The sequence below is a fragment of the Massilia varians genome (genome assembly GCF_027923905.1).
GTDB classification, from domain to species: Bacteria; Pseudomonadota; Gammaproteobacteria; order Burkholderiales; family Burkholderiaceae_D; genus Telluria; species Telluria varians_B.
The window spans coordinates 3,503,553-3,527,792 of sequence record NZ_AP026966.1 but is presented as its reverse complement, the minus strand read 5'-3'; the positions used below and the strand labels follow the sequence as shown (position 1 = coordinate 3,527,792).

The 24,240-nt window shown below is 64.6% G+C and carries 22 protein-coding genes; 19 read left to right on the top strand and 3 right to left on the bottom strand.

Translation table 11 applies throughout. The features are described from left to right. Positions 1–254: 254 nt before the first annotated feature. The 18 genes from rpsB to MasN3_RS15720 all read left to right on the top strand — a co-directional run bounded on the left by rpsB (position 255) and on the right by MasN3_RS15720 (position 17,718). On the top strand, positions 255–1,004 hold the full coding sequence (rpsB, locus tag MasN3_RS15805; RefSeq protein WP_036207002.1) for a 30S ribosomal protein S2: 750 nt from the start codon (positions 255–257) through the stop codon (positions 1,002–1,004). 153 nt (positions 1,005–1,157) lie between these two features. After that, positions 1,158–2,063 carry a translation elongation factor Ts gene (tsf, locus tag MasN3_RS15800; protein WP_281908411.1) on the top strand — a complete coding sequence of 302 codons (906 nt, stop codon included), beginning with the start codon at positions 1,158–1,160 and terminating at the stop codon, positions 2,061–2,063. Positions 2,064–2,228: 165 nt separating this feature from the next. After that, positions 2,229–2,945 (top strand): UMP kinase, encoded by a 717-nt coding sequence (gene pyrH, locus MasN3_RS15795; RefSeq protein ID WP_036207004.1) that lies wholly within the window; start codon positions 2,229–2,231, stop codon positions 2,943–2,945. 35 nt (positions 2,946–2,980) lie between these two features. Next, positions 2,981–3,541, top strand: a complete 561-nt coding sequence (gene frr, locus MasN3_RS15790; protein ID WP_281908407.1) for a ribosome recycling factor — start codon at positions 2,981–2,983, stop codon at positions 3,539–3,541. Between the two features lie 103 nt (positions 3,542–3,644). Further along, complete coding sequence (gene uppS / locus MasN3_RS15785) at positions 3,645–4,397, top strand: polyprenyl diphosphate synthase (protein ID WP_281908406.1); 753 nt, start codon at positions 3,645–3,647, stop codon at positions 4,395–4,397. 21 nt (positions 4,398–4,418) lie between these two features. Next, positions 4,419–5,249, top strand: coding sequence for a phosphatidate cytidylyltransferase (locus MasN3_RS15780; protein ID WP_281908404.1), 831 nt, complete (start codon positions 4,419–4,421; stop codon positions 5,247–5,249). Positions 5,250–5,281: 32 nt separating this feature from the next. Beyond that, positions 5,282–6,457, top strand: coding sequence for a 1-deoxy-D-xylulose-5-phosphate reductoisomerase (ispC, locus tag MasN3_RS15775; protein WP_281908403.1), 1,176 nt, complete (start codon positions 5,282–5,284; stop codon positions 6,455–6,457). A gap of 4 nt (positions 6,458–6,461) precedes the next feature. Next, complete coding sequence (gene rseP, locus MasN3_RS15770; protein ID WP_281908402.1) at positions 6,462–7,802, top strand: RIP metalloprotease RseP; 1,341 nt, start codon at positions 6,462–6,464, stop codon at positions 7,800–7,802. A 198-nt stretch (positions 7,803–8,000) separates the two neighbouring features. Further along, complete coding sequence (bamA, locus tag MasN3_RS15765; protein WP_281908400.1) at positions 8,001–10,337, top strand: outer membrane protein assembly factor BamA; 2,337 nt, start codon at positions 8,001–8,003, stop codon at positions 10,335–10,337. Between the two features lie 100 nt (positions 10,338–10,437). Continuing rightward, positions 10,438–10,926, top strand: a complete 489-nt coding sequence (locus MasN3_RS15760; protein ID WP_281908399.1) for an OmpH family outer membrane protein — start codon at positions 10,438–10,440, stop codon at positions 10,924–10,926. A 63-nt stretch (positions 10,927–10,989) separates the two neighbouring features. After that, positions 10,990–12,039, top strand: a complete 1,050-nt coding sequence (gene lpxD / locus MasN3_RS15755; protein ID WP_281908398.1) for a UDP-3-O-(3-hydroxymyristoyl)glucosamine N-acyltransferase — start codon at positions 10,990–10,992, stop codon at positions 12,037–12,039. Next, positions 12,036–12,524 (top strand): 3-hydroxyacyl-ACP dehydratase FabZ, encoded by a 489-nt coding sequence (fabZ, locus tag MasN3_RS15750; protein ID WP_281908397.1) that lies wholly within the window; start codon positions 12,036–12,038, stop codon positions 12,522–12,524. Before lpxD ends, fabZ begins: the two co-directional genes overlap by 4 nt. After that, positions 12,524–13,312, top strand: a complete 789-nt coding sequence (gene lpxA, locus MasN3_RS15745; RefSeq protein ID WP_281908396.1) for an acyl-ACP--UDP-N-acetylglucosamine O-acyltransferase — start codon at positions 12,524–12,526, stop codon at positions 13,310–13,312. The genes fabZ and lpxA overlap by 1 nt, the downstream gene beginning before the upstream one ends. Continuing rightward, on the top strand, positions 13,296–14,456 hold the full coding sequence (lpxB, locus tag MasN3_RS15740; RefSeq protein ID WP_370662302.1) for a lipid-A-disaccharide synthase: 1,161 nt from the start codon (positions 13,296–13,298) through the stop codon (positions 14,454–14,456). The genes lpxA and lpxB overlap by 17 nt, the downstream gene beginning before the upstream one ends. Further along, entirely contained in the window at positions 14,453–15,097 is a 645-nt protein-coding gene (gene rnhB, locus MasN3_RS15735; protein ID WP_281908395.1) for a ribonuclease HII, read from the top strand. Before lpxB ends, rnhB begins: the two co-directional genes overlap by 4 nt. A 10-nt stretch (positions 15,098–15,107) precedes the next feature. Beyond that, positions 15,108–15,893: a TrmH family RNA methyltransferase gene (locus tag MasN3_RS15730; RefSeq protein WP_281908394.1), complete on the top strand. Its 786-nt coding sequence runs from the start codon at positions 15,108–15,110 to the stop codon at positions 15,891–15,893. Positions 15,894–16,104: 211 nt separating this feature from the next. Continuing rightward, the gene (locus MasN3_RS15725; RefSeq protein ID WP_281908392.1) at positions 16,105–17,310 is read left to right on the top strand and encodes an EAL domain-containing response regulator; all 1,206 of its coding nucleotides are present in this window, start codon (positions 16,105–16,107) and stop codon (positions 17,308–17,310) included. Positions 17,311–17,430: 120 nt separating this feature from the next. Continuing rightward, entirely contained in the window at positions 17,431–17,718 is a 288-nt protein-coding gene (locus MasN3_RS15720; protein ID WP_281908389.1) for a hypothetical protein, read from the top strand. Positions 17,719–18,223: 505 nt separating this feature from the next. Here MasN3_RS15720 and MasN3_RS15715 read toward each other — a convergent pair. From MasN3_RS15715 to ppsR, 3 genes are all read right to left on the bottom strand, one after another. Continuing rightward, positions 18,224–19,411 carry a YVTN family beta-propeller repeat protein gene (locus MasN3_RS15715; protein WP_281914523.1) on the bottom strand — a complete coding sequence of 396 codons (1,188 nt, stop codon included), beginning with the start codon at positions 19,409–19,411 and terminating at the stop codon, positions 18,224–18,226. Between the two features lie 78 nt (positions 19,412–19,489). Beyond that, positions 19,490–20,368, bottom strand: coding sequence for a creatininase family protein (locus MasN3_RS15710; protein WP_281908387.1), 879 nt, complete (start codon positions 20,366–20,368; stop codon positions 19,490–19,492). Positions 20,369–20,537: 169 nt separating this feature from the next. Further along, positions 20,538–21,398: a posphoenolpyruvate synthetase regulatory kinase/phosphorylase PpsR gene (gene ppsR / locus MasN3_RS15705; RefSeq protein WP_281908385.1), complete on the bottom strand. Its 861-nt coding sequence runs from the start codon at positions 21,396–21,398 to the stop codon at positions 20,538–20,540. A gap of 172 nt (positions 21,399–21,570) precedes the next feature. On the opposite strand from ppsR, the gene ppsA reads away from it, so the two are divergent. Then, a complete protein-coding gene (gene ppsA, locus MasN3_RS15700) occupies positions 21,571–24,015 on the top strand; it encodes a phosphoenolpyruvate synthase (protein ID WP_281908383.1) in 2,445 nt (814 codons plus the stop codon). Positions 24,016–24,240: the final 225 nt, after the last annotated feature.

The window sequence follows — 24,240 nt, the reverse complement described above, 5'->3', positions numbered from 1 at the left end:
CGCGTAGATCCGTCGCGAATGTGCTGGCGATGGTCGAACGCGTGGGCGGGAGACCCGCCCACGCTACGGTAAACCGATTTACTCCTGTGTCTACGCTTGAAAAGCGGACCAAATCCCGCTAGAATCTCGGGTTGCTCGTATTCGCATCGAGCAATGTTGTAAAAATCATCTTTTAAATGAAATCGCGAACGTGGCCGCCAAAGGGTGCCTGCTAGGTGACTGGCTACGTTCAAGACCCAACCCTGGAGAATTACATGTCCGTTACTATGCGTGAAATGCTGGAAGCCGGTATCCACTTCGGCCACCAGACCCGTTTCTGGAACCCGAAAATGGCACCGTTCATCTTCGGTCATCGCAACAAGATCCACATCATCAACCTGGAAAAGACCATGGCGATGTACCAGGATGCGATGAAGACCATCAAGCAGATCTCGGCCAACCGCGGCACCATCCTGATGGTCGGCACCAAGCGCCAGGCCCGCGACATCATCGCCGCTGAAGCGCAACGCGCCGGCGTGCCTTACGTCGACCAGCGCTGGCTGGGCGGCATGCTGACCAACTTCAAGACCATCAAGACCTCGATCAAGCGCCTGAAGGACATGGAAGCCCTGGTCGAGTCGGGTGAAGTCGAGAAGCTGTCGAAGAAAGAAGCGCTGATGTTCTCGCGCGAAATGGTCAAGCTGCAGAAGTCGATCGGCGGCATCAAGGAGCTGGGCGGCGTGCCTGACGCGATCTTCGTCGTCGACGTCGGCTACCACAAGGGCGCGATCACCGAAGCCGGCAAGCTGGGCATCCCGGTCATCGGCGTGGTCGATACCAACCACTCGCCGGAAGGCGTCACCCACGTGATCCCGGGTAACGACGACTCGTCGAAGGCGATCACCCTGTACGCACGCGGCGTCGCCGATGCGATCCTGGAAGGCCGCGCCAACGCCACCAACGAAGTCGTCGAGATGGTCAAGGCCGCTGGCGACGACTTCGTCGAAGTGTCCGAGCAGGCATAATGCAGGGCAGGTGAGACCTGCCTGAGTATGGAAGGGGCGCCGAGCCATAGCACGAGCGCCCCTTTTTTTAAGCGCGACGCTTAGCAATAAATTATCGTCCGGATGTCCGTGGGACATGCGGGCCTCTACATCAAATATTTGGGAGAATTCAACATGGCAGCTATTACCGCAGCGATGGTTGGTGAACTGCGCGCGAAGACCGACGCGCCGATGATGGAATGCAAGAAGGCACTGACCGAAGCCGAAGGCGACATGGCGCGTGCCGAAGAGATCCTGCGCGTCAAGCTGGGCGGCAAGGCATCGAAGGCAGCATCGCGTATCACCGCCGAAGGCGTGGTCGCCGCTTACATCTCCGGCAACATCGGCGCGCTGGTTGAAATCAACAGCGAAACCGACTTCGTCGCCAAGAACGATGACTTCCTGGCCATGGCCAACCTGGCAGCCAAGCTGGTCGCCGAGCAGAACCCGGCCGACGTCGCCGCCCTGGCAGCCCTGCCGCACGAAGGCAAGACCTTCGATGACGTGCGTACGGCACTGATCGGTAAAATCGGCGAGAATATGACCGTTCGCCGCTTCCAGCGCTTCGAAACCAGCGCCAAGCTGGCGTCGTACCTGCACGGCGCCCGCATCGGCGTCATGGTCGAGTTCGAGGGCGACGACCAGGTCGGCAAGGACGTGGCCATGCACATCGCTGCAATGAAGCCGGTCTCGCTGTCGGCAGAGCAAGTGCCTGCTGAACTGATCGAGAAAGAGCGTTCGGTTGCCCAGCTGAAAGCCCAGGAAGACGCCGACAAGGCCGTCGCCGAAGGCAAGCAGCCGCAGTCGGCCGAGATCGTCGCCAAGCGTATCGACGGTTCGGTGCAGAAGTACCTGAAGGAAGTCTCGCTGCTGAACCAGGCATTCGTGAAGAACGACAAGCAGTCGATCGAGCAATACCTGAAAGCCTCGAACGCCAGCGTGAAGGCATTCACGATGTACGTCGTCGGCGAAGGCATCGAGAAGAAGGTGGACGACTTCGCAGCAGAAGTCGCAGCACAGATGGCTGCCAACAAGCAGTAATCAAACAAAGCGGGCCGTAAGGCCCGTTTTTGTAGGGTGCTGCCGCATGCGTCGGTAGGTGCGCGCGGCAGTCCCTCACAGCCATCTGTCGTTGCAGATGAGAGCGTCGGCAGGTCGCCGGCGCTCGGACCCGAATTCGAAACACAACATAGGAGCCGCTTCATCATGACAAAACCAGCCTACCAACGAGTCCTCCTCAAACTGTCTGGCGAAGCGCTGATGGGTGACGACCAGTTCGGCATCAACCGCGCCACCATCGACCGTATGGTCGCCGACGTGGCGGAAGTGGCGAAGCTGGGCGTGCAGGTGGCGGTCGTGATCGGCGGCGGCAACATCTTCCGCGGCGTCGCTCCCGGCGCCCAGGGCATGGACCGCGCCACCGCGGATTACATGGGCATGCTCGCCACCGTCATGAACGCCCTGGCCCTGGCCGATTCGATGCGCCACGTGGGCATCACCGCGCGCGTGATGTCGGCGATCAGCATCGAGCAGGTGGTCGAGCCCTACGTGCGTCCGAAGGCCCTGCAGTACCTGGAAGAGGGCAAGGTCGTCGTGTTCGCCGCCGGCACCGGCAACCCCTTCTTCACCACCGACACCGCGGCCGCCCTGCGCGGCGCCGAGATCTCGGCCGAGATCGTGCTCAAGGCCACCAAGGTCGACGGCGTCTACACCGCCGATCCGAAGAAGGACCCGAACGCCACCCGCTACAATTCGATCTCCTTCGACGAGGCGATCGCCAAGAACCTGCAGGTGATGGACGCCACCGCGTTCGCACTGTGCCGCGACCAGAAGCTGCCCATCAAGGTCTTCTCCATCGTCAAGCCCGGCGCCATGAAAGCCGTGATCATGGGCGAAGACGAGGGTACACTGGTACACGTTTGAATTTCGTTTCAAAAATTAAAATATAGGAGTGCAGCATGTCCTTAGCTGACGTCAAGAAGAACGCGCAGGAGCGCATGACCAAGTCCATCGAGACCCTGCGGGCCAACCTGGCCAAGGTCCGCACCGGCCGCGCCCACGCCGGCATCCTCGATTCCGTGATGGTCGAATACTACGGTTCGCCGGTCCCGCTGTCGCAGGTGGCCAACCTGACCCTGATCGACGCCCGCACCATCGGCGTCGCGCCTTTCGAAAAGAAGATGGCGAGCACCATCGAGAAGGCGATCCGCGACTCCGACCTGGGCCTGAACCCGTCGTCGCAGGGCGACATGATCCGCGTGCCGACCCCGCCGCTGACCGAAGAGCGCCGCAAGGAAATGGTCAAGCTGACCAAGTCGGAAGGCGAAGACGCCAAGATCGCCGTGCGCAACATCCGCCGCGACGCCAACGAAGCCGTCAAGAAAATGGTCAAAGACAAGACCGCGTCGGAAGACGACGAGCGCCGTTCGAACGACGACATCCAGAAGCTGACCGACAAGTTCGTCGCCGAGATCGACAAGCTGCTGGCCGACAAAGAAAAAGACATCATGACGGTGTGATACTGGGCGCCGCGGGTGATCCTCACTCGCGCCCAGGCGGACCGGCCCCGGCTCTCATGCCGCGGCCGGTCCGACTCCCTTTAAGACCCAGCTGGAAGCAAAGATGTTCAAAAGTTCGACCACTGCCATTCCCGAAGCGCCGAAGGTGCCGCGCCACATCGCCATCATTATGGATGGCAATGGACGCTGGGCTACCAAACGCTTGCTGCCGCGCGTGGCCGGTCACGTCAAGGGCGTGGAGGCGGTGCGCGGCGTCGTCGAACACTGCGTCGAACGCGGCGTGGAATACCTGACGCTGTTCGCCTTTTCGTCGGAAAACTGGCGCCGTCCGGCCGAGGAAGTCTCGCTCCTGATGCGCCTGTTCGTCACCGCGCTCGAGCGCGAAGTGGCGAAGATGCACGCCAATAACATCCGCCTCAAGGTGGTCGGCGACCTGAGCCGCTTCGACGCCAAGCTGCAGGACATGATCACCGCGGCGGAACGCCGCACCGCCAACAACACCCGCCTCACGGTCAGCGTGTGCGCCAATTATGGCGGCCGCTGGGATATCATGCAGGCAACGGGCAAGATGGTGGCGGCTAACCCCGGTGTGACCGAATTCACCGAAGAGATGCTGGCGCCGCACCTGGCCATGGCCTATGCGCCCGAGCCCGACCTGTTCATCCGTACCGGCGGCGAGGAACGCATCTCCAATTTCCTGTTGTGGCAGCTGGCGTATTCCGAGCTGTATTTCACCAAGACCTTCTGGCCCGACTTTTCCAAGGCCTCGCTGGACGAAGCGATCGACTCCTTCCAGCAGCGCGAACGCCGCTTCGGCCAGACCGGCGACCAGGTTGCGCAGAAGTCCAAGGTTTAAGACCCGAAGCCCATATCGACAATGCTGAAAACCCGGATCATTACCGCGCTCGCACTGCTGGCAGTCCTGCTGCCGGTCCTGTACTTCAACAACTACACGGCGTTCGCGGTGGTGGCCTCGGTGTTCTTCGGCGCGGCCATCTGGGAGTGCTTCCGCCTGTTCAACCCGGAGACCGCCAAGGCGCCCCTGATCGCCGCCTTCTGGACCGCGGCCTTCGTCTACGCCTTCTTCATCGCGCCGAGCCCGAACCCGACCTTCTGGTTCGCGATCAGCGTGCTGGTGTGGGCGCTGCGCTTCGCGCCCTCGCTCAAGCTCGGCCTGCCGCCGCTGGGTAGCGGCGCCAACACCTTCCTCAGCCTGGTCTACGCCATCGCCGTGGTCGGCTGCTTCGCGGCCATCGTCGAGATGTATCGCCTGTCGCCGCTCTACCTGCTGTCGGTGATGGCCATCGTCTGGGCCGCCGACATCTTCGCCTATTTCTCGGGCAAGGCGTTCGGCAAGCGCAAGCTGGCGCCCTCGATCTCGCCGGGCAAGTCCTGGGAAGGCGCGATCGGCGGCTGCATCGCGGTGCTGGTCCTGGCCACCCTGAGCATCGTGCTCGGCGGCGACGCGATGGCCGGCACCTTCGCCGCGCAGGTGCAGGCCAGCCTCGGCTGGGCCGCGCTGTACGTGGTGCTCATCCTCATCGTCGCGGCCAGCGTGGTCGGCGACCTGTTCGAATCCCAGCTCAAGCGCCGCGCCGGCATGAAGGACAGCAGCAACCTGCTGCCTGGCCACGGCGGAGTGCTGGACCGCGTGGACGCGCTCGTCCCGGTCCTGCCCCTGGCAGCCCTGATCGGCTCCCGGCTCTAGCAGCAAGCTGCCAGCAATAAAGGAATCCCGCAATGCAGCGCATTACCATCCTGGGCGCCACCGGCTCGATCGGCGCCTCGACCCTCGACGTTCTCGCCCGCCACCCGGACCGCTACAGCGTGTACGCGCTGAGCGCGCACGGTCGCGTCGAGGAACTGGCCGACGCCTGCCGCCGTTTCAAGCCGGCGCGCGCCGTGGTCGGCTCGGCCGATGCGGCAGGGCGCCTGGCGCAGTTGCTGGCGGGCCTGGACATCCAGGTCGATCATGGCGAGCAGGCCTTGTGCGAGATCGCCTCCAGTCCGGACACCGATACCGTGATGGCCGCCATCGTCGGCGCCGCCGGCCTGGCGCCGACGCTGGCGGCCGCGCGTGCCGGCAAGAAGGTCCTGCTGGCCAACAAGGAAGCCCTGGTCATGTCCGGACAGCTGTTCATGGACGCTGTGCGCGAGCACCGCGCGACCCTGCTGCCGATCGACAGCGAGCACAATGCGATCTTCCAGTCGCTGCCGGCCAGCTATGCGCGCGACCCGCAGGCGGCCGGCGTGGCCAGGATCCTGCTCACCGCCTCGGGCGGCCCCTTCCTGCAGCGCGCGGTCGAGACCCTGGAGGCGGTGACGCCCGAGGAAGCCTGCAAGCACCCGAACTGGGTCATGGGTCGCAAGATCTCGGTGGATTCGGCCACCATGATGAACAAGGGCCTGGAAGTGATCGAGGCCCACTGGCTGTTCGGCGCCGCGCCCGAGCTGATCGAGGTCGTGATCCATCCGCAAAGCGTGATCCACTCGATGGTCTCCTACACCGACGGCTCGGTGCTGGCCCAGCTGGGCAATCCCGACATGCGCACTCCGATCGCGCACGCGCTGGCCTTCCCGGAGCGGATCGCTTCCGGCGTGCCGCAGCTCGACCTGACCGAGATGGCCGCGCTGCAGTTCCACCGGCCCGACTTCGAACGCTTTCCCTGCCTGGCGCTCGCCTTCGAAGCGCTGCGCGCGGGCGGCACCGCCCCGAGCCTGCTCAATGCCGCCAACGAAGTGGCGGTGCAGTCCTTCCTCGACCGCGAGATCGGTTTCCGCGATATCGACCGCGTGATCGCCCAGGTGATGGAGGCCGTGCCGCACGGCCCGGCGTCCTCGATCGAGGCGGTGCTGGCCCAGGATGCGCGCGCGCGTGCCGCCGCCAGGTCCGTGATCGCCCGCCTGCGGGCTTGACGCCATGAGCCTGATCTATACCATCCTGGCGTTTGCCCTGGCCCTCGGGCCGCTGATCGTCCTGCATGAGCTCGGGCACTACCTGGTGGCCCGCGCCTGCGGCGTGAAGGTGCTGCGCTTTTCGATCGGCATGGGCCGCGTGGTGTGGTCGCGCCGCTTCGGCGCCGACCAGACTGAATGGGCCATCTCGGCCCTGCCGCTGGGCGGCTACGTCAAGATGCTCGATGCGCGCGACCCGGAAACGGCGCCCAAGGACGAATCGGAACTGCACCGCGAGTTCACCCGCCAGAGCGTGTGGCGCCGCATCGCCATCGTGGCGGCCGGCCCGCTCGCCAACTTCCTGGTCGCCATCGGCCTGATGGCGGTACTGTTCATGCACGGCGTCGAGGAGCCATCGGCACGCCTGCGCGCCGCGCCCCAGGGCACGGCGGCGCAGCTGGCCGGCGTGCGCGGGGGCGACACCGTGGTGGCGGTGAACGGCAACCCGGTCCAGTCCTGGGCCGAACTGCGCTGGCAGATCATCCACGCCACCGTGGATAAAACGGAAGCACGGCTCGAACTGCGCGCCCAGGGCGGCGGCAGCTACCACGCCACCATTCCCGCGGAACGGATCGCCAAGCTCGATGTCGAAGGCGACGTGACCGAGGCCCTGGGCCTGGACCTGTGGCGCGCCCGCGCCCGCATCGACAAGGTGCTGCCGGGCGGGGCGGGCGAGCGCGCCGGCCTGCAGGCCGGCGACCTGGTGCTGCGCGCCGACGGCAAGCTGGTAGAGGACGGCATGGCCTTCACCGAGACCATGCGCGCGGCCGCCGGGCGCACCGTGCCGCTCGAAGTCGAGCGGGCAGGGCGCGTGGTGGCGCTGGCGGTCACGCCGGAGAAGGACGCGGCGAGCGGGCGCGGCGTCGCCAAGGTGATGCTGTCGCAGCCGGTCGAGATGGTGACCGTGCATTCGGGTCCCTTCGAGGCAATTGCCAAGGGCGCCGAGCGGACCTGGGAAACCAGCGTCATGACGATCAAGATGATCGGCAGGATGATCACCGGCGAAGCCTCCTGGAAGAACGTCACCGGTCCGATCACCATCGCCGACTACGCCGGACAGACCGCGCGCATCGGCCTGGCCACCTATTTGCAGTTCATCGCATTTATTAGTATTAGCTTAGGCGTAATGAATTTGTTACCAATTCCGGTTCTGGATGGTGGCCATTTACTGTATTATTCGCTGGAAGTTTTGACCGGGCGTCCCCTCCCTGCGCGCGTTGGAGAGTATGCGCAGCGCTTCGGGGTCGGCCTGCTGTTCATGCTGATGGCGCTCGCCGTCTTCAATGACCTGGTGCGGTTGCTTTAGCGGTGCCCAAGCAGGGACCGCGCACCGGCAAAAGAATGGCGCTCGAATAAGCGTAGCGAGCGGCGGCAATGGTGGTCGAGAAGCGCAGCTGTACGATAGTACAGCGAGCACCGCAGACCGCCAGTGCAACGCGCAGTAGCTTATTCGAGATGCCAAGAATATGTATGTTGTCCAATGACTGACCCTTTGATCCAGCCAATGAATTCACAACCTGATCGTTTCGCCCTGCCGTTCATCCGCCGCAGCATGATTGGCGCAGCCGTGCTGGCTCTGTGCGCCGGCAATGTCCTTGCCGCCAATCCGTTCGTGGTCAAGGACATCCGGGTCGAAGGCATCCAGCGTACCGAAGCGGGCACCGTGTTCAGCTACCTGCCGGTGCGCGTGGGCGAGACCATGGACGATGCGCGGGCGACCACCGCCATCAAGGCCCTGTTCGCGACCGGCTTCTTCAAGGACGTGCGCCTGGAAGAAGAAAACGGCGTGCTGGTGGTGCTGGTCGAGGAACGCCCGGCGATTTCCTCGGTGGACTTCACCGGCACCAAGGAATTCGAAAAGGACATGCTGGTCAAGGCGCTCGGAGAGATCGGCGTCGGCGAGACCAAGATCTTCGACAAGGCGGCCGTGGACCGCGCCGAGCAGGAGCTCAAGCGCCAGTACCTGTCGCACGGCCTGTACGGCGTCAAGATCACCACCACCGTCACCCCGATCGAGCGCAACCGCGTGACGATCATGTTCAACGTCGACGAAGGCGACGTGGCGAAGATCCGCCAGATCAACTTCGTCGGCAACAAGGCCTTCAGCGACAAGCAGCTGCGCGAAGTGCTGCAGCTGTCCAAGTCGGGCTGGTTCACCTGGTATTCGAAGGCCGACCAGTACTCGAAGCAGAAGCTGACCGGCGACCTCGAGTCGATCAAGTCCTTGTACCTGAATAATGGCTACCTGGAAGCCAACGTCGAATCAACCCAGGTCTCGATCACCCCGGACAAGCGCGACATCTACCTGACCATCAACATCACCGAAGGCGAGCAGTACACCGTCTCGGGCGTGAAGCTGGAAGGCGAGATGTTCGGCCGCGAGGAAGAGCTGAGCAAGCTGATCCTGCTGCAGCCGGGCAAAGTCTACTCGGGCGACCTGATGGAAGCGACCAACAAGCTGATCTCGGACCGCCTCGGTTCCTTCGGCTACGCGTTTGCCAACGTCACCGCCAACCCGGAGATCAACCGCGAGAAGCGCGAAGCCCGCTTCACCTTCTTCATCGATCCGGGCAAGCGCGCCTACGTGCGCCACATGAACATCTCGGGCAATACCGTGACCCGCGACGAAGTCATCCGCCGCGAGTTCCGCCAGTTCGAAAGCTCCTGGTACGACGCCAACCGCGTCAAGCTCTCGCGCGACCGCGTCGACCGCCTCGGCTACTTCAAGGACGTGAAGGTCGAGACCCCGGAGTCGCCCGGCACCACCGACCAGGTGGACGTGAACATGGTGGTCGAAGAGAAGCCGACCGGTAACTTCATGATCGGCGGCGCTTTCTCGCAGTCCGAGAAGTTCACCTTCACCGCCTCGATCTCGCAAGCCAACTTCGCAGGCAGCGGCAATACCATCGGCCTGGAGCTGAACACCAGCAAGTACAACAAGACGATCGCGTTCTCGCAGACCAATCCGTACTTCACGGACGACGGCATCTCGCGCTCGTTCCAGCTCTACCTGCGCACGATGCGCCCGCCGGCGCTCAACCTCGGCCTGTACACGGTGCGCCAGACCGGCGGCACCATGACCTTCGGCGTGCCGTTCTCGGAAAACGACACCGTGTTCTTCGGCGCCGGCCTGGAGCGCACCCAGATCGAGACCGACTTCACCTCGCCGACCCTGTACAAGACCTTCGTGGCCGACAACGGCGGTCCGATCGACGGCATCGGCAAGGCCTCCACCTTCGCCATCCCGCTGACCGCGGCATGGGGCCGCGACACCCGCGACAGCGCGGTGACGCCGACCCGCGGCCGCTACCAGCGCGCCAACCTCGAAGTCGATGCGCTGGGCGACGCCAAGTACTTCCGCGTGGTGTACGAACACCAGTGGTGGCGTCCGCTCACGCGCTGGATGACCCTGGCGCTGCGCGGCGAGTTCGACTACGGCAAGGGCATCGGCGGCAGCAGCTATCCGGTGTTCAAGAACTTCTACGCGGGCGGCATCGGTTCGGTGCGCGGCTACGAAAGCTCCTCGCTGGGCGTGGTCGACCCGACCTACTACGACGCGGTGGGCGGCTCCAAGCGCCTGATCGCCAACGCCGAACTGCAGTTCCCGTTCCCGGGCGGCGGCAAGGATCGCAGCCTGCGCTGGTTCACCTTCGTCGACGGCGGCCAGGTCTACCAGGAGGAAGAGAAGATCCGCCTCGACCGCATGCGCTTCTCGGCGGGTATCGGCCTGTCGTGGATTTCCCCGGTCGGTCCGCTGAAGTTGAGTTATGCTAAGCCTTTGAACGCCTTGCCGGGCGACCGCCTGGAGCGCTTCCAGTTCCAGATGGGTACCGGCTTCTGACCGGCCGGAACGGGGCCGCTTGACAAGGCCCCACCTTGGGCAGGTCCCGATTTTACGGAGAGAGATGTTGAAAATGCTGAAAGCCACGTTGCCCCGGCCTTTGCTCCAGACACTGCTGCTGGCCGCGCTGTGCGCCGCGCCGCTGGCCCAGGCCCAGAGCACCGGCCGCATCGGGTTCGTCGCGACCGAGCGCCTGATGAGCGAATCGAAGATGGCGAAGACGGCCGATGCCCGCATCCAGGCCGAGTTCTCGAAACGCCAGAAGGTGGTCGAGGAGACCGTCACCAAGCTCAAGCAGATGTCTGAGAAATTCGACGGCGAGGCGGCCGGCCTGAACGACGTGGAACGCACGCGCCGCGCGCGCGAGCTGCTGAACATGGAAAAGGACGTGCAGCGCATGCAGCGCGAGTTCCAGGAAGACCTCATGCAGCGCAAGAACGAAGAGCGCGCCGCCATCGCGACGCGTGCCTACAAGATCATCGAGCAGGTCGCCGAGCAGGAGCGCCTGGACGCCGTGCTGGCCGAAGCCGCCTGGTCGAGCCCGCGCATCGATATCACCGACAAGATCCTGAAGCTGCTGGACAAGTAATCCGCTCCGGCGGCAGCACAAGTAAAGACGCAGCACATTTTGACTGACACCCGACATTCCAACATGGGCATTCGACTCCAAGACCTGGTCGAGCGCTTCGGCGGACAGCTCGTCGGCGACCCGGACCTCGTCGTCTCGGCCATCGCGCCGCTCGACAGCGCGGGCGCCTCGCACATCAGCTTCCTCAGCAACAGCAAGCTGCGCGCCCTGGCGGCGCAAAGCCAGGCCGCCGCACTGATCCTCTCTCCGCTGGACGACCCGAGCGTTGCCGCGACCTACGAGGGCGCGCGCATCGTTACGACCAATCCCTACGCCTACTTCGCCCGCGCCGCGCAATACTTCGTGTCGCTCGCCGAGACGCCGAAGGCGCCCGGCATCGACGCCAGCGCCGTGATCGCGCCGGACGCCACGGTCGACCCCACCGCCCACGTCGGTCCGCACGTGACCATCGAGGCGGGCGCCGTGATCGGCGCCCACGCGGTCATCGACGCCGGCTGCTTCATCGGCGCCGAGGCGCGGATCGGCGAGGGCACCCACCTGTTCGCGAACGCCACCTTCCACGCGCGCTGCGTGATCGGTGCGCGCGGCGTGATCCATTCCGGCGCCGTGATCGGCGGCGACGGCTTCGGCTTCGCGGTCGAAGGCGGCAAGTACATCAAGATCCCGCAGACCGGGCGCGTGGTGATCGGCGACGACGTCGACATCGGCGCCAACACCTGCATCGACCGCGGCGCGCTGGCCGACACCGTCATCGAGGACGGCGTCAAGCTGGACAACCAGATCCAGATCGGCCACAACTGCCACATCGGCGCCAATACCGCCATGGCCGGCTGCGTCGGCGTGGCCGGCAGCGCCAGGATCGGCAAGGGCTGCACCTTCGGCGGCGCCGCCATGGTGCTGGGCCACCTGGAAATCGCCGACAACGTCCATATCTCCTCGGGCAGCATGGTCTCGCGCTCGGTGCTCGAACCGGGCCAGTACACCGGCTTCTACCCGCTGGCCAAGAACGCCGAGTGGGAGCGCAGCGCCGCCATCGTGCGCAACCTGGCCTCGATGCGCGAGAAGATCCGCACGCTTGAAAAAACCATTAAAACACTGACAGAACAAAAATGACCACCGAAGTCCAGACCATGAACGAAGTCAAGACCCTCGACATCAACGCGATCAAGGAATACCTGCCGCACCGCTATCCGCTGCTGCTGGTCGACCGCGTGCTGGACGTCGAACTGGGCAAGCGCATCACCGCCATCAAGAACGTCACCGTCAACGAAGAGTTCTTCAACGGCCACTTCCCGCACAAGCCGGTGATGCCGGGCGTCCTGATGATCGAAGCGATGGCGCAGACCGCCGCGATCCTGTCCTTCATGACCATGAACGTCAAGCCGGACGAGAATTCGGTGGTGTATTTCGTCGGCATCGACAACGCGCGCTTCAAGCGTCCGGTCGAGCCGGGCGACCAGCTCAAGATGGAAGTCGAAATCCTGCGCGTGTCGCGCGGCATCTGGAAGTACAAGGCCGTCGCCAGCGTCGACGGCAAGGTCGCGGTCGAGGGTGAACTGATGTGCACCATCCGCGCCAACGAAGCAGCGGGGCAGTAATGAGCAAGATCCATCCGAGCGCGATCGTCGACCCCAAGGCCGAGCTGGACAGCTCGGTCGAGGTCGGCCCGTATTCGATCATCGGTCCTGACGTGCGCATCGGCGCGGGCACCGTGGTGGGACCGCACGTGGTCATCGAAGGCCACACGACGATCGGCAAGGATAATAAATTCTTCCAGTTCTGCTCGATCGGCGCCGCGCCGCAGGACAAGAAATGGAAGGGCGAGCCGACCCGCCTGGAAATCGGCGACGGCAACACCATCCGCGAATTCGTCACCATGAACCTGGGCACCGCCCAGGACGCCGGCATCACCCGCCTGGGCAGCGACAACTGGATCTCGGCCTACGTGCACCTGGCGCACGACTGCCAGGTGGGCAGCCACACGATCTTCTCGAACAACGCGCAGCTGGCCGGCCACGTCCACGTGGGCGACCATGCCATCCTGTCCGGCTATGCCGGCGTGCACCAGTTCTGCAAGATCGGCGCCCATGCTTTCGTCGGCATGTACACCAGCCTGACCCAGGACGTGCCGCCCTTCGTGCTGGTGTCGGGCAATCCGGCCGGCCAGCGCGGCGTCAACATCGAAGGCCTGAAGCGCCGCGGTTTCAGCCGCGAGCAGATCGACGGCATCCGCAGCGCCCACAAGCTGGTGTACCGCTCGAACCTGACGCTGGAAGAAGCCAAGGCCGCGCTGCTCGAGCTCGAATCCGGCCAGGCAGCCGCCGCGGCCGATATCCGCGCCATGCGCGAATTCCTCGACAGCGCCACCCGTGGCATCGTCCGCTGAGGTCTCGCTAGCGATGGTCGCCGGCGAGGTGTCCGGCGACATGCTCGCCGCGCGCCTCATGGCCGGCCTGCGCCCGCAGCTGCCGAACGTGCGCTTCCACGGCATCGGCGGCCCGCGCATGATCGAGCAGGGCATGCACAGCGACGTGCCGATCGAGACCCTCACCGTGCGCGGCCTGTTCGAGATCATCCCGCGCTACCGCGAGATCAAGGGCATCCAGAACACGCTGCGCGACCGCCTGCTGCGCGAGCGTCCGGCCGCCTTCATCGGCGCCGACTATCCGGGCTTTAACCTGGGCCTGGAAGAGCAGCTGCGCGCGGAAGGGATTCCGACCGTCCACTTCGTCAGCCCTCAGATCTGGGCCTGGCGCGGCGGGCGCATCAAGAAGATCAAGCGCGCCGTCTCGCACATGCTGGTGATCTTTCCCTTCGAGGAAGCGATCTACCGCGCCGCCGGCGTGCCGGTGACCTACATCGGCCATCCGCTGGCCGAGATGATTCCGCTCCAGCCCGACGTGGCGGCCGCGCGCGCGGAGCTGGGCATCGCCCACGATGCGCGGGTGGTGACGATCATGCCGGGCAGCCGCATGGGCGAGCTGAAGTACCTGGCCGAGCCCTTCGTGGCCGCCGCCGGGTTGCTGGCGCGGCGCGACCCGAAGCTGGTGTTCATCGCGCCGATGGCGGGCGAGCGCCAGCGCGCCTACTACACCGAGATCGTGAACAAGGCCGGGCTGGCGGACGTGCCGGTACGCCTGGTCGACGGCCAGTCGCATGCCGCCATTGCCGCCGCCGACGTGGTGCTGGTGGCCTCGGGCACTGCGACGCTGGAAGTGGCGCTGTTCAAGAAGCCGATGGTGATCGCCTACAAGGTGATGGGCGCCTCGTGGCAGATCATGCGCCACATGGGCTACCAGCCCTGGATCGGACTGCCGAACATCCTGGCGCGCGAATTCGTCGTTCCGGAGTATCTTCAGCATGCGGCCACGCCGCAGGCGCTGGCCGATGCGGTGCAGCGCCAGCTGGACGACCCGGCCGGCAGCGAGGCGCTGGCGCGCCGCTTTACCGACATGCATCACAGCCTGCTGCGCAATAGTGCCGAGGCGAGCGCGGACGCAGTGCTCCGCGTGATTGGACGTAGAAAATGAGCAAGAAGAAGGTCAATCTTTACCCCGGCCTGCCGCCCCGGCTGCGGCCGTTCACGGACGCCGACATCGTGTGTGGCGTGGACGAAGCCGGCCGCGGTCCGCTGGCCGGGCCGGTGTTCGCCGCCGCCGTCATCCTCGACCCGAAGCGCCCGATCGAGGGCCTGCGCGACTCCAAGAAGCTGACGGAAGCGCGCCGCGACGAGCTGGCGCCCCTGATCAAGGAGCATGCCCTGGCCTGGGCCATCGCCGAGTGTTCCTGCGAAGAGATCGACACCCTGAACATCCTGCATGCGACCATGCTGGCGATGCGCCGCGCGGTGGAAGCGCTGCAAACCATCCCGACCATCGCCCTGATCGACGGCAACCGCTGCCCGCCGATGGAGATCCGCGCCCATGCGGTGGTGGAAGGCGACGACAAGGTCAACGCGATCTCGGCCGCCTCGATCCTGGCCAAGACCGCGCGCGACGCCGCGCTGGTGCAACTGCATGCCCAGTATCCGCAATACTGCTTCGACCAGCACAAGGGCTATTCGACGCCGCTGCACCTGGAGCGCCTGCGCCTGCACGGCCCGTCGCCGGTGCATCGCCGCTCGTTCGCGCCGGTGCGCGGCCTGCTGCAGTCCGACCTGTTCGCCGCATGAGGTTCGCCGCATGAAGCACGTCAGCTCGCGCGACAACGCGTTTTACAAGGAACTCAAGGGCCTGGCCACCAGTTCGCAGGCGCGCCGCAAGCTTGGCGCCAGCCTGCTCGACGGCGTCCACCTGTGCCAGAGCTGGCTCGAGCTGCGCGGCGCGCCCGAACATTGCGTGGTCTCCGAGGGCGCGCTCGGCAATCCCGAGGTCGCCGCCATCGTCGATCGCGTGGAAGCCCTGCACGCCCACGTGACGGCGTTGCCGGACGCGCTGTTCGGCGCCATCAGCCAGGTCGAGCACGGCGTGCACATCGTGTTCGTGGTCGCCTCGCCCGTTCCCTCGAAGGCGCCCGGCCTGGTTGAATCGAGCGTGCTGCTCGACGGCGTGCAGGACCCGGGCAACGTCGGCTCGATCCTGCGCAGCGCCGCGGCAAGCGGCATCAGGCAGGTCTACTGCAGCCCGGGCACCGCCTTCTGCTGGTCGCCCAAGGTGCTGCGCGCCGCGATGGGCGCCCACTTCGTGCTCGACATCTTCGAGAACATCGAGCTTGCGCCGCTGGTGCGCGCAGCCAGCATTCCGGTGCTGGCCACCAGCGGCTACGCCAGCGAGCGGCTGTATGCGCTCGACCTGCGCCGCCCGGTGGCCTGGGTGCTGGGCCACGAAGGGCAGGGCGTCTCGCAGGAGCTGCTCGAGCTGGCGACCCACCGCGTCGCCGTTCCCCACGCCGGCAAGGTGGAGTCGCTGAACGTGGCCGCCTGCGCCGCGGTGTGCTTTTTCGAACAGCTGCGGCAAACGCAGGCGTAGACGGCGGCTCGGCCTTCAGGGTAATCTGGCGGTTGATTGGAACCTATCCCGGTAGGGAGGAGGAAGTTGATGGCGATGCATGGCAAGCGAGGGCAAGGCGCGAGGACGCCGCATGGCGAGCCATGCAAGGACGAGCAACGCAGCACCCGCTTGTCAGGCGCGCCAGCAACGACTCATTCCCTACTGGGATAGGTTCATAAATGGAGTAAAGATGGACATCGCGCATTTGCACTTCCTGGTGGCGGAAGCCGACGCCGCCCAGCTCAGGACGCTGGTGGAGCTGCTCGGCCAACTGGGCGCGCGCCGCGTCACCGACGTGCCGGACGGGCACCTGGCGCTGCAGCGGCTCGAAGCGGGCTTCGCACCGAAGGTGGATGTCGCGATCGTCGACCTGGCCCTGCCCGGCATGGATGGCCTGGAACTGATCCGCAATCTCGGTGCGCTGGGCGCCGCGGCCGACGGCCTGCGCCTGATCGTCACCGGCGCCCAGCCGGCCGGACTGCTGTTCTCGGTCGAGACCCTGGCCCAGGCCTATGGGGTCGACCTGCTGGGCACGACGCCCAAGCCGGTCACGGCCGCCAAACTCAAGCCCCTGCTCGACAACTACACGCCGCTGACGCACGGCAAGGACGCCTCTAGGGGGGCGAGCTTTTCCTTCCAGGAGATCGGCATCGGCCTGCAGAAGCGCCAGTTCGAACCCTTCTTCCAGCCCAAGATCGAGCTCGCCACCGGGCAGGTGAAGGGCCTGGAAGCCTTTGCCCGCTGGCGCCATCCCGAGCACGGCGTGCTGGGCCCGGGCTCCTTCATCGATGCGCTCGAGCAGAACAACCGGGTCGATTTCCTCGACTGGAGCATGATCGAGCTCTCCAGCGAGCGCTGCCGCTGGTTCCAGGACCAGGGCATTCCCGTCCCGATCAGCCTGAACCTCGCGCCCGAGACCCTGGCGCACCCGGCCTTCGTGCGCCAGATCACCGCCTGTGTGCAGCGGCACCGCATCCTGCCGGAATACCTGACCTTCGAGATGCCCGAATCCTCGGTCCTGAACACCGACCCGGAATTCATCGAACGCCTGGTGCGCCTGCGCATGATGGGCTTCGGCCTGGCGATCGACGACTACGGCACCGGTCGCTCCAACCTGCAGCTGCTGGCGCGCATCCCGTTCACGGAACTGAAGATCGACCGCAGTTTTGTTGACGGCGCCTCCAAGCGGCGCCCGCTGGGCACGGTGCTGCGCTCCTGCCTGGGCCTGGCGCACAGCCTGGACCGCATGTCGGTCGCGGTCGGCGTGGAGACGCGCCAGGACTGGGATTTCCTGCAGAACCTCGGCTGCACGTACGCGCAGGGCTATCACATTGCCAATCCGATGGAAGCCGGGGCCTTCCCTGGCTGGCTGGAAGACTGGCGGCATTTCTTCTGATTTGACTTTTGGAACGCCCGGCAAGCCCGGCTACTTGCTCTAGCGGCGACATGCTCGTGCACTGAGCCATACGATCGTCCACTACCGGCCAGGAGCGGGCGCAGAAGAACAAGGAAATGAATGGTCTATCTCGACTGTTCGGGCGTGCGATTCGGTTCGCAGCTCGACGAGAAGCATCTGTTTGAGTGGGCGATGGAGATCCCCGGTGTCCTCAGGTGGGAACAGGATACCTTGGTGGTCAGAACGAACCTGTCCCAGGCGTCCCTTAGAGACCTGTTAGCTTTGTTCAGTCGCTATCAGATACCGATGGCCCAACTTGCTCAATTTCGAACGACGAGGAACGAAAGCTGGTTTGCCGCACCACAGATGTATTGGCACAGTCGCGTGTTCGGTGAGACCGCCCGCTGACAGCGTAGCTGTTCCAGGTCCACAATCGGCCAGAAGCGGTCCTTAGCCTTGTGAGAAAGGGCGAATTTCACGCGAAGGCAGCATGGCGTGAACGCTTCTGTTGACATGCCACCGCACAGATCGAGCATCCCTATGAACAAGCTCGCCGACAGGACTGCACTGCTACCGACAGGGCTTGCTGCGGCGACGACTGCGAGGGATTTTGGTACGTCACCGGCGCTTCCGGCTTCCAGATATCGCGCGCTGTTATGATCCTTATCCCGGCGTTCGAGACAGATTGTCGCGTCAGACTTCTCCTCGCCTGTGGCCATCCGTCCAATCGGTGTTGGAGTTGGTGAACATAAGATTTTCCGGCCCATATAGGTCCGCAATGGGCCGATCCAAACCTTCGTGAGCGTGTGCGATTTGTCACACCTGGTGAGCTGCCATGCTCAACCGAAGCGCCGGTCTCGGCCAGGTCCGGACCTCACTGATAGGCTTGTGCTGCCATGGCGGCGCCCAGTTGCTAACGCAAATTGCCCGTGTGCCCCAGTGAGTAGCGGCCAGGCTGGGGCCAGACCGTCAGCCCGTGTGGTTCGCCGCCAACCTTCACCTGCCGTACGGCGCCGTTTCGCGTATCGATCCGGTAAACCACGTCGTCGTAGCGGCCGGCCAGCCATAGGGACTTGCCGTCGGCGCTGACATTGCCCATGTCGGGACTGCCGCCGTTCGGGATGGGCCAATGCGCCACGACTCTTTCGCTGGCAAATTCCATCACGTCGACGCTGCCCGGTCCATTGCGCTTGCCATGGACGCGATGGGTCCCGCGGTTCGTGATGTACAGGAATTTGCCATCGCGGCTAGGATAGAGCCCGTGGGTCCCCGGGCCGGACGCGACAAAGCCGATTTTCCGGAAGCTCGCGCCATCGACAATGTGCACGCCGTCGGCTTTCATGTCGGCCACGTAGAAGCGTTTTCCGTCGGGTGAGATGCGTACGTCCTGGGGCATGCCTTTCTTGGCCGTGCAGATTTCCGAGGCTCCGGGGTCGCGCGGATCGGCACCTTCGCGCACCCGCGTCGATGGCATGCTCAGCTTGAGGTAGCCGAGCACCTTGCGTTGTACCAGGTCGATCTTGGCGATGGCGCCGTCGAACTCGCAGGTGAACAGGGCGAAGCGCCCGTCGATCGAGAACTCCGCGTGGTTGATGCCGCCGCACTGGGGCACGTCGATCGCATATTGCATTGCCATCGTGTGCGGATGGCGGAAATCGAGCCGGCGGCGCGCTTCGGCCACCACGATCGCCGATCTGCCGTCCGGCGTGAAATACATGTTGTAGGGGGCGTCGACCACCACGCTCGCTCCCGGCTTGCCGGTCGCCGGATCGATCGGGGTGAGGCTGCCGGTTTTCTTGCGCTCCGCATTGTTGGCGACCCACAGCGTACGCAGGTCCCAGCTCGGAATGACGTGCTGCGGACTCAGCCCTACTTTGAAGCGGTCCACGACCTTCATCGTGGCTGGATCGATGACGCTGACGTCGTTCGAACGCAGGTTCGGGACGTAGACCCGTTCGAGGTCCTTGCGCACGGCAGCGCTCAGATGGGTCGGCCCGATTTCGCTGTAGACGTTGCGCGGGTCGACCACCGGCGGCATACCCGCGACGGTGACAATGCTGGCAGCTGCGGTCGCCGCGAGGGGCGCATCTCCAGGGCGCATGATGAGGATGCTTGCCGCAGCCGCGGAGGCCACCACGAGGATGCCGACGTTCTTTTTGAATCGCACGATCTGCTTCGTTCAGGGTTGTGTGGATGGGTTCTGGTTGGCTTGCGTCCGTAGCCGGGTGCGAATGGCCGCCACCGACGTTGCGACGATGGTGTCGACGCCGAGCTGGCCCAGCGCGGCTGTCGCGCGGGATGGATCGCCCCGTACGCCGGCCGCGCTGCCATTTCTGGCGGCGACGCCGAGCAAGCCGGGACGCACGAGGGAAGGGTCGATCGCCATCGACAGGGCGGTGTCGGCGAGGCCGGCGTGGGTGCCGATTTCGCGTTCGCCATACCCGCGCCGCTTGAGTGCGGCCACATACTGCGTCTGCGTCGCCGCGTAATAGTCGGGCAAGCTATGCACGCGGCACGCGGATCCGCTCCGTGCATGTGCCGCTGCATTTGCCAGATTGTCCTGGTAGCCGCCATGGTCGCCAAGGAAGAATATGTCGCGCGCTCCGTGCTGGCAAAAACTGCGCGCCGTTGCCACCAACATCGATTCGAAGGCCGCTTCCGGGATCGAGATCGTACCTGCGAAGCGCATGTGGCCGCCAGGCGGCGTAATCGATCCCTCGGGCACATAGGCAACGACAGGCGCTACCAGCGTATTGCCAAGACGCCGGGCGATCCCTGTCGCGAGCGCCCGTGCACGCACGTTGTGTTTGCCGAGCACCATGTGCGGGCCGCTTTGTTCGGTACCGCCAACCGGCACGAGAATCGTGGTGGCGCCGCCGGCAATGCGCGCCGCCACCTCGGTCCAGGTAAGCTCTTCGACATGGACACTGTCCAGCTGACCCGCCGCTGCCACGACCGGCCATACCAGCGCCGCGCCCAAAGTAGCGCATACGATTATCCAGCGTACTTGTTTTCTCGGGCTAGGTAGCGTCAAGGTGCCATTCCAGAATGGGTCCATGGCACACATGCGCAAGAATCGCCGTGCCTGGAATTCGTCTGGTCATTTTAATGGAGGCAGTCGACGATTGTTTCAGACAGGATCGAACTTGGGGATTATGTTGCAAATACGCAGCAAGGGCTTGAATCGCTTCCGGCACTCTCCAGTGCTACAGCGCCTTCGCAGACTACTAGTATTCGCGCCGGTCCGGCTTGATCTCCTGCAGAATCGTGGTCGCGATTTCCTCGATCGACTTGGTGGTCGAAGACAGCCAGCGAATCCCCTCGCGGCGCATCATCGCTTCGGCCTCGTTCACTTCATAGCGGCAATTTTCGATCGAGGCATACTTGCTGCCGGCGCGGCGCTCGTTGCGGATCTGCGAGAGGCGCTCGGGCGTGATGGTCAGCCCGAACAGCTTGGCCTTGAACGGCGGCAAGGAGGACGGCAGCTTGCCGCGCTCGAAATCGTCGGGAATCAGGGGATAGTTCGCTGCCTTCAGGCCGTATTGCATCGCCAGGTAGAGGCTGGTCGGGGTCTTGCCCGAGCGCGACACCCCGACCAGGATCACATCTGCCTCGGCCAGGTTCTTGTGCGACTGACCGTCGTCATGGGCGAGCGAAAAGTTGATCGCTTCGATCCTGTTCTTGTATTCCTCGGTGTCCACTGCATTATGGATGCGTCCGATCGTGTGCGTCGACTTGACGCCCAGTTCTTGCTCGAGCGGCGATACGAAGGTCTGGAACAGGTCCATGTGCATGCCCCGGGCGGCCCGGATGATGCTGGACAGGTCGTGCTTCACCAGGGTCGAGAACACGATCGGCCGTTGGCCGTCGCGCGCGAAGCTGTCGTTGATGCGGCGCGCGGCCTCGTGGGCCTTGTCGATCGAGTCGATGAAGGGCAGGCGGATCTGGCGGAAACGCATCTCGAACTGGCTCAGCACGGCGTGGCCGAAGGTCTCCGCCGTGATGCCGGTCCCGTCCGAAACGAAGAAGACGGTGCGCGAGGAGGGGGCGGAACCCGGGGCGGGCGAAGCGGTGGTTTCTACGATCATGATGTCTGGATGCTAGGTCGGCGTGACAAAGTTGCAGCGTGCTTGACCGCTCACGCGGTAAAATGCTCGGCAACGGTTCTGCATTGTGCTGCACGACGGCGAGAATAACAAGAACACCCCGTCGTCCCGCACGATGCCAAAAGGTTTCTATCTCAAGTAAGGGTGTATCACCATGACTAACCTGTCTGTAGCAGCATTGAAGGAGCCTGAGCAAGCATCACGGGTCTATGTGGCCTCGTTCGAGAACCTGCGCATGACCGACGTCGAGTCGGTCGGCGGCAAGAACGCCTCGCTCGGCGAGATGATCTCGCAACTGGCCAGCGCCGGCGTGCGCGTGCCGGGCGGCTTCGCCACCACGGCCGAGGCCTTCCGCGACTTCCTCGAGCACAGCGATGGCGGGCCGTCGCTGGCGCAGCGCATCGCCACGCGCCTGGAAGGCCTGGACATCGACGACGTGCGCTCCCTGGCCGCCGCCGGCGCCGAGATCCGTCAATGGATCGTCGACACCCCGTTCCAGCCGCGCCTGGAGCAGGAAATCCACGCCTTCTACGATCGCCTGGTGGCCGACTCCGATACCGAAGTCTCGTTCGCCGTGCGCTCCTCGGCCACCGCCGAAGACTTGCCGGACGCGTCGTTCGCCGGCCAGCAGGAGACCTTCCTGAACGTGGTCGGCATCGACAACGTGCTGGAAGCGATGAAGCACGTCTTCGCCTCGCTCTACAACGACCGCGCGATCTCCTACCGCGTCCATAAAGGCTTCACCCACGCCGAAGTGGCGCTGTCGGCCGGCGTGCAGCGCATGGTGCGCTCGGACACCGGCGCGGCCGGCGTGATGTTCACCATCGATACCGAATCGGGCTTCAAGGACGTGGTCTTCGTCACCTCCAGCTACGGCCTGGGCGAGACCGTGGTGCAGGGCGCGGTGAACCCGGACGAGTTCTACGTGCACAAGCCGATGCTGGCGCAGGGCAAGCTGCCCGTCATCCGCCGCAACATCGGCTCGAAGCTCATCAAGATGGAGTTCACCAGCGAAGCCAAGGCCGGCCGTTCGGTGCGCACCGTCGACGTGCCGATCGAGATGCGCAACCGCTATTCGCTCACCGACGCTGAAGTGGTCGAGCTGGCCAAGTACGCCGTCATCATCGAGAACCACTACGGTCGTCCGATGGACATCGAGTGGGGCAAGGACGGCCGCGACGGCAAGCTGTACATCCTGCAGGCGCGTCCGGAAACGGTGAAGTCGCAGCAGTCGGCCCTTGATACCCAGCAGCGCTTCAGCCTGAAGGGCACGGGTACCGTCTTGACCTCCGGCCGCGCGATCGGCCAGAAGATCGGCGCCGGTCCCGTGCGCGTGATCCACGACCCGAGCGAGATGGAACGCGTGCAGCCGGGTGACGTGCTGGTGGCCGACATGACCGACCCGAACTGGGAACCGGTCATGAAGCGCGCCTCGGCCATCGTCACCAACCGCGGCGGCCGTACCTGCCACGCGGCGATCATCGCGCGTGAACTGGGCGTGCCGGCCGTGGTCGGGTGCGGCGACGCCACCGAGGCGCTCAAGGACGGCACCTTTGTTACTGTCTCCTGCGCCGAAGGCGACGAGGGCAAGATCTACGACGGCCTGCTGGAAACCGAGATCACCGAAGTCTCGCGCGGCGAACTGCCGCCGATCCCGACCAAGATCATGCTCAACGTCGGCAACCCGCAGCTGGCCTTCGATTTCCAGTCGGTGCCGAACAACGGCGTCGGCCTGGCGCGCCTCGAGTTCATCATCAACAACAACATCGGCGTGCACCCGAAGGCCATCCTCGAGTACCCGAACATCGACGTCGACCTGAAGAAGGCGGTGGAATCGGTGGCACGCGGCCACGCCTCGCCGCGCGCCTTCTACGTCGACAAGCTGGCCGAGGGCGTCGCCACCATCGCCGCGGCCTTCTGGCCCAAGCCAGTGATCGTGCGCCTGTCCGACTTCAAGTCGAACGAGTACAAGAAGCTGATCGGCGGCTCGCGCTACGAGCCGGACGAAGAGAACCCGATGCTGGGCTTCCGCGGCGCCGCCCGCTACCTGGCCGAGGACTTCGCCGAGTCCTTCGAGATGGAATGCATGGCCATGAAACGCGTGCGCGAAGACATGGGCCTGACCAACGTCGAGATCATGATCCCGTTCGTGCGCACCCTGGGCCAGGCCGAGAAGGTCATCGATCTGCTGGCGAAGTATGGCCTGAAGCGCGGCGAAGGTGGTGGCGAAGGCGGCCTGCGCGTCATCATGATGTGCGAAGTGCCGTCCAACGCCATCCTGGCCGAACAGTTCCTGCAGTATTTCGACGGCTTCTCGATCGGTTCGAACGACCTGACCCAGCTGACCCTGGGCCTGGACCGCGATTCCGGCATGGAGCTGCTGGCCAAGGACTTCGACGAGCGCGACCCGGCCGTGAAGGCCATGCTGAGCCTGGCCATCAAGGCTTGCCGCGCCCAGGGCAAGTACATCGGCATCTGCGGCCAGGGGCCGTCCGACAATCCGGACTTCGCCGAGTGGCTGGTGGGTGAGGGCATCGAGTCGATGTCGCTCAATCCGGACTCGGTGATCGAGACCTGGCAGAAGCTGGCTGCGAAGTAAGCACGCCCGGCTGTCCCGGCAACCCCGCGCGCCTTCCAGGCGGCGGGGTTTTTTCATGGTGCGCCCAGCATGGGCGCACTCCTGCGGGTGCAAGTCCCGTCGCGAGCTGACCACAGTGAGCGAAGTGAAGCGCAACTGCATGAGGGTAACCGAGTGTGGGAAGGAAGCGTGGAGCGTAAATCATGAGCCGAGGAACACGAATCGCATAGAAGGCGTTGCCGATCA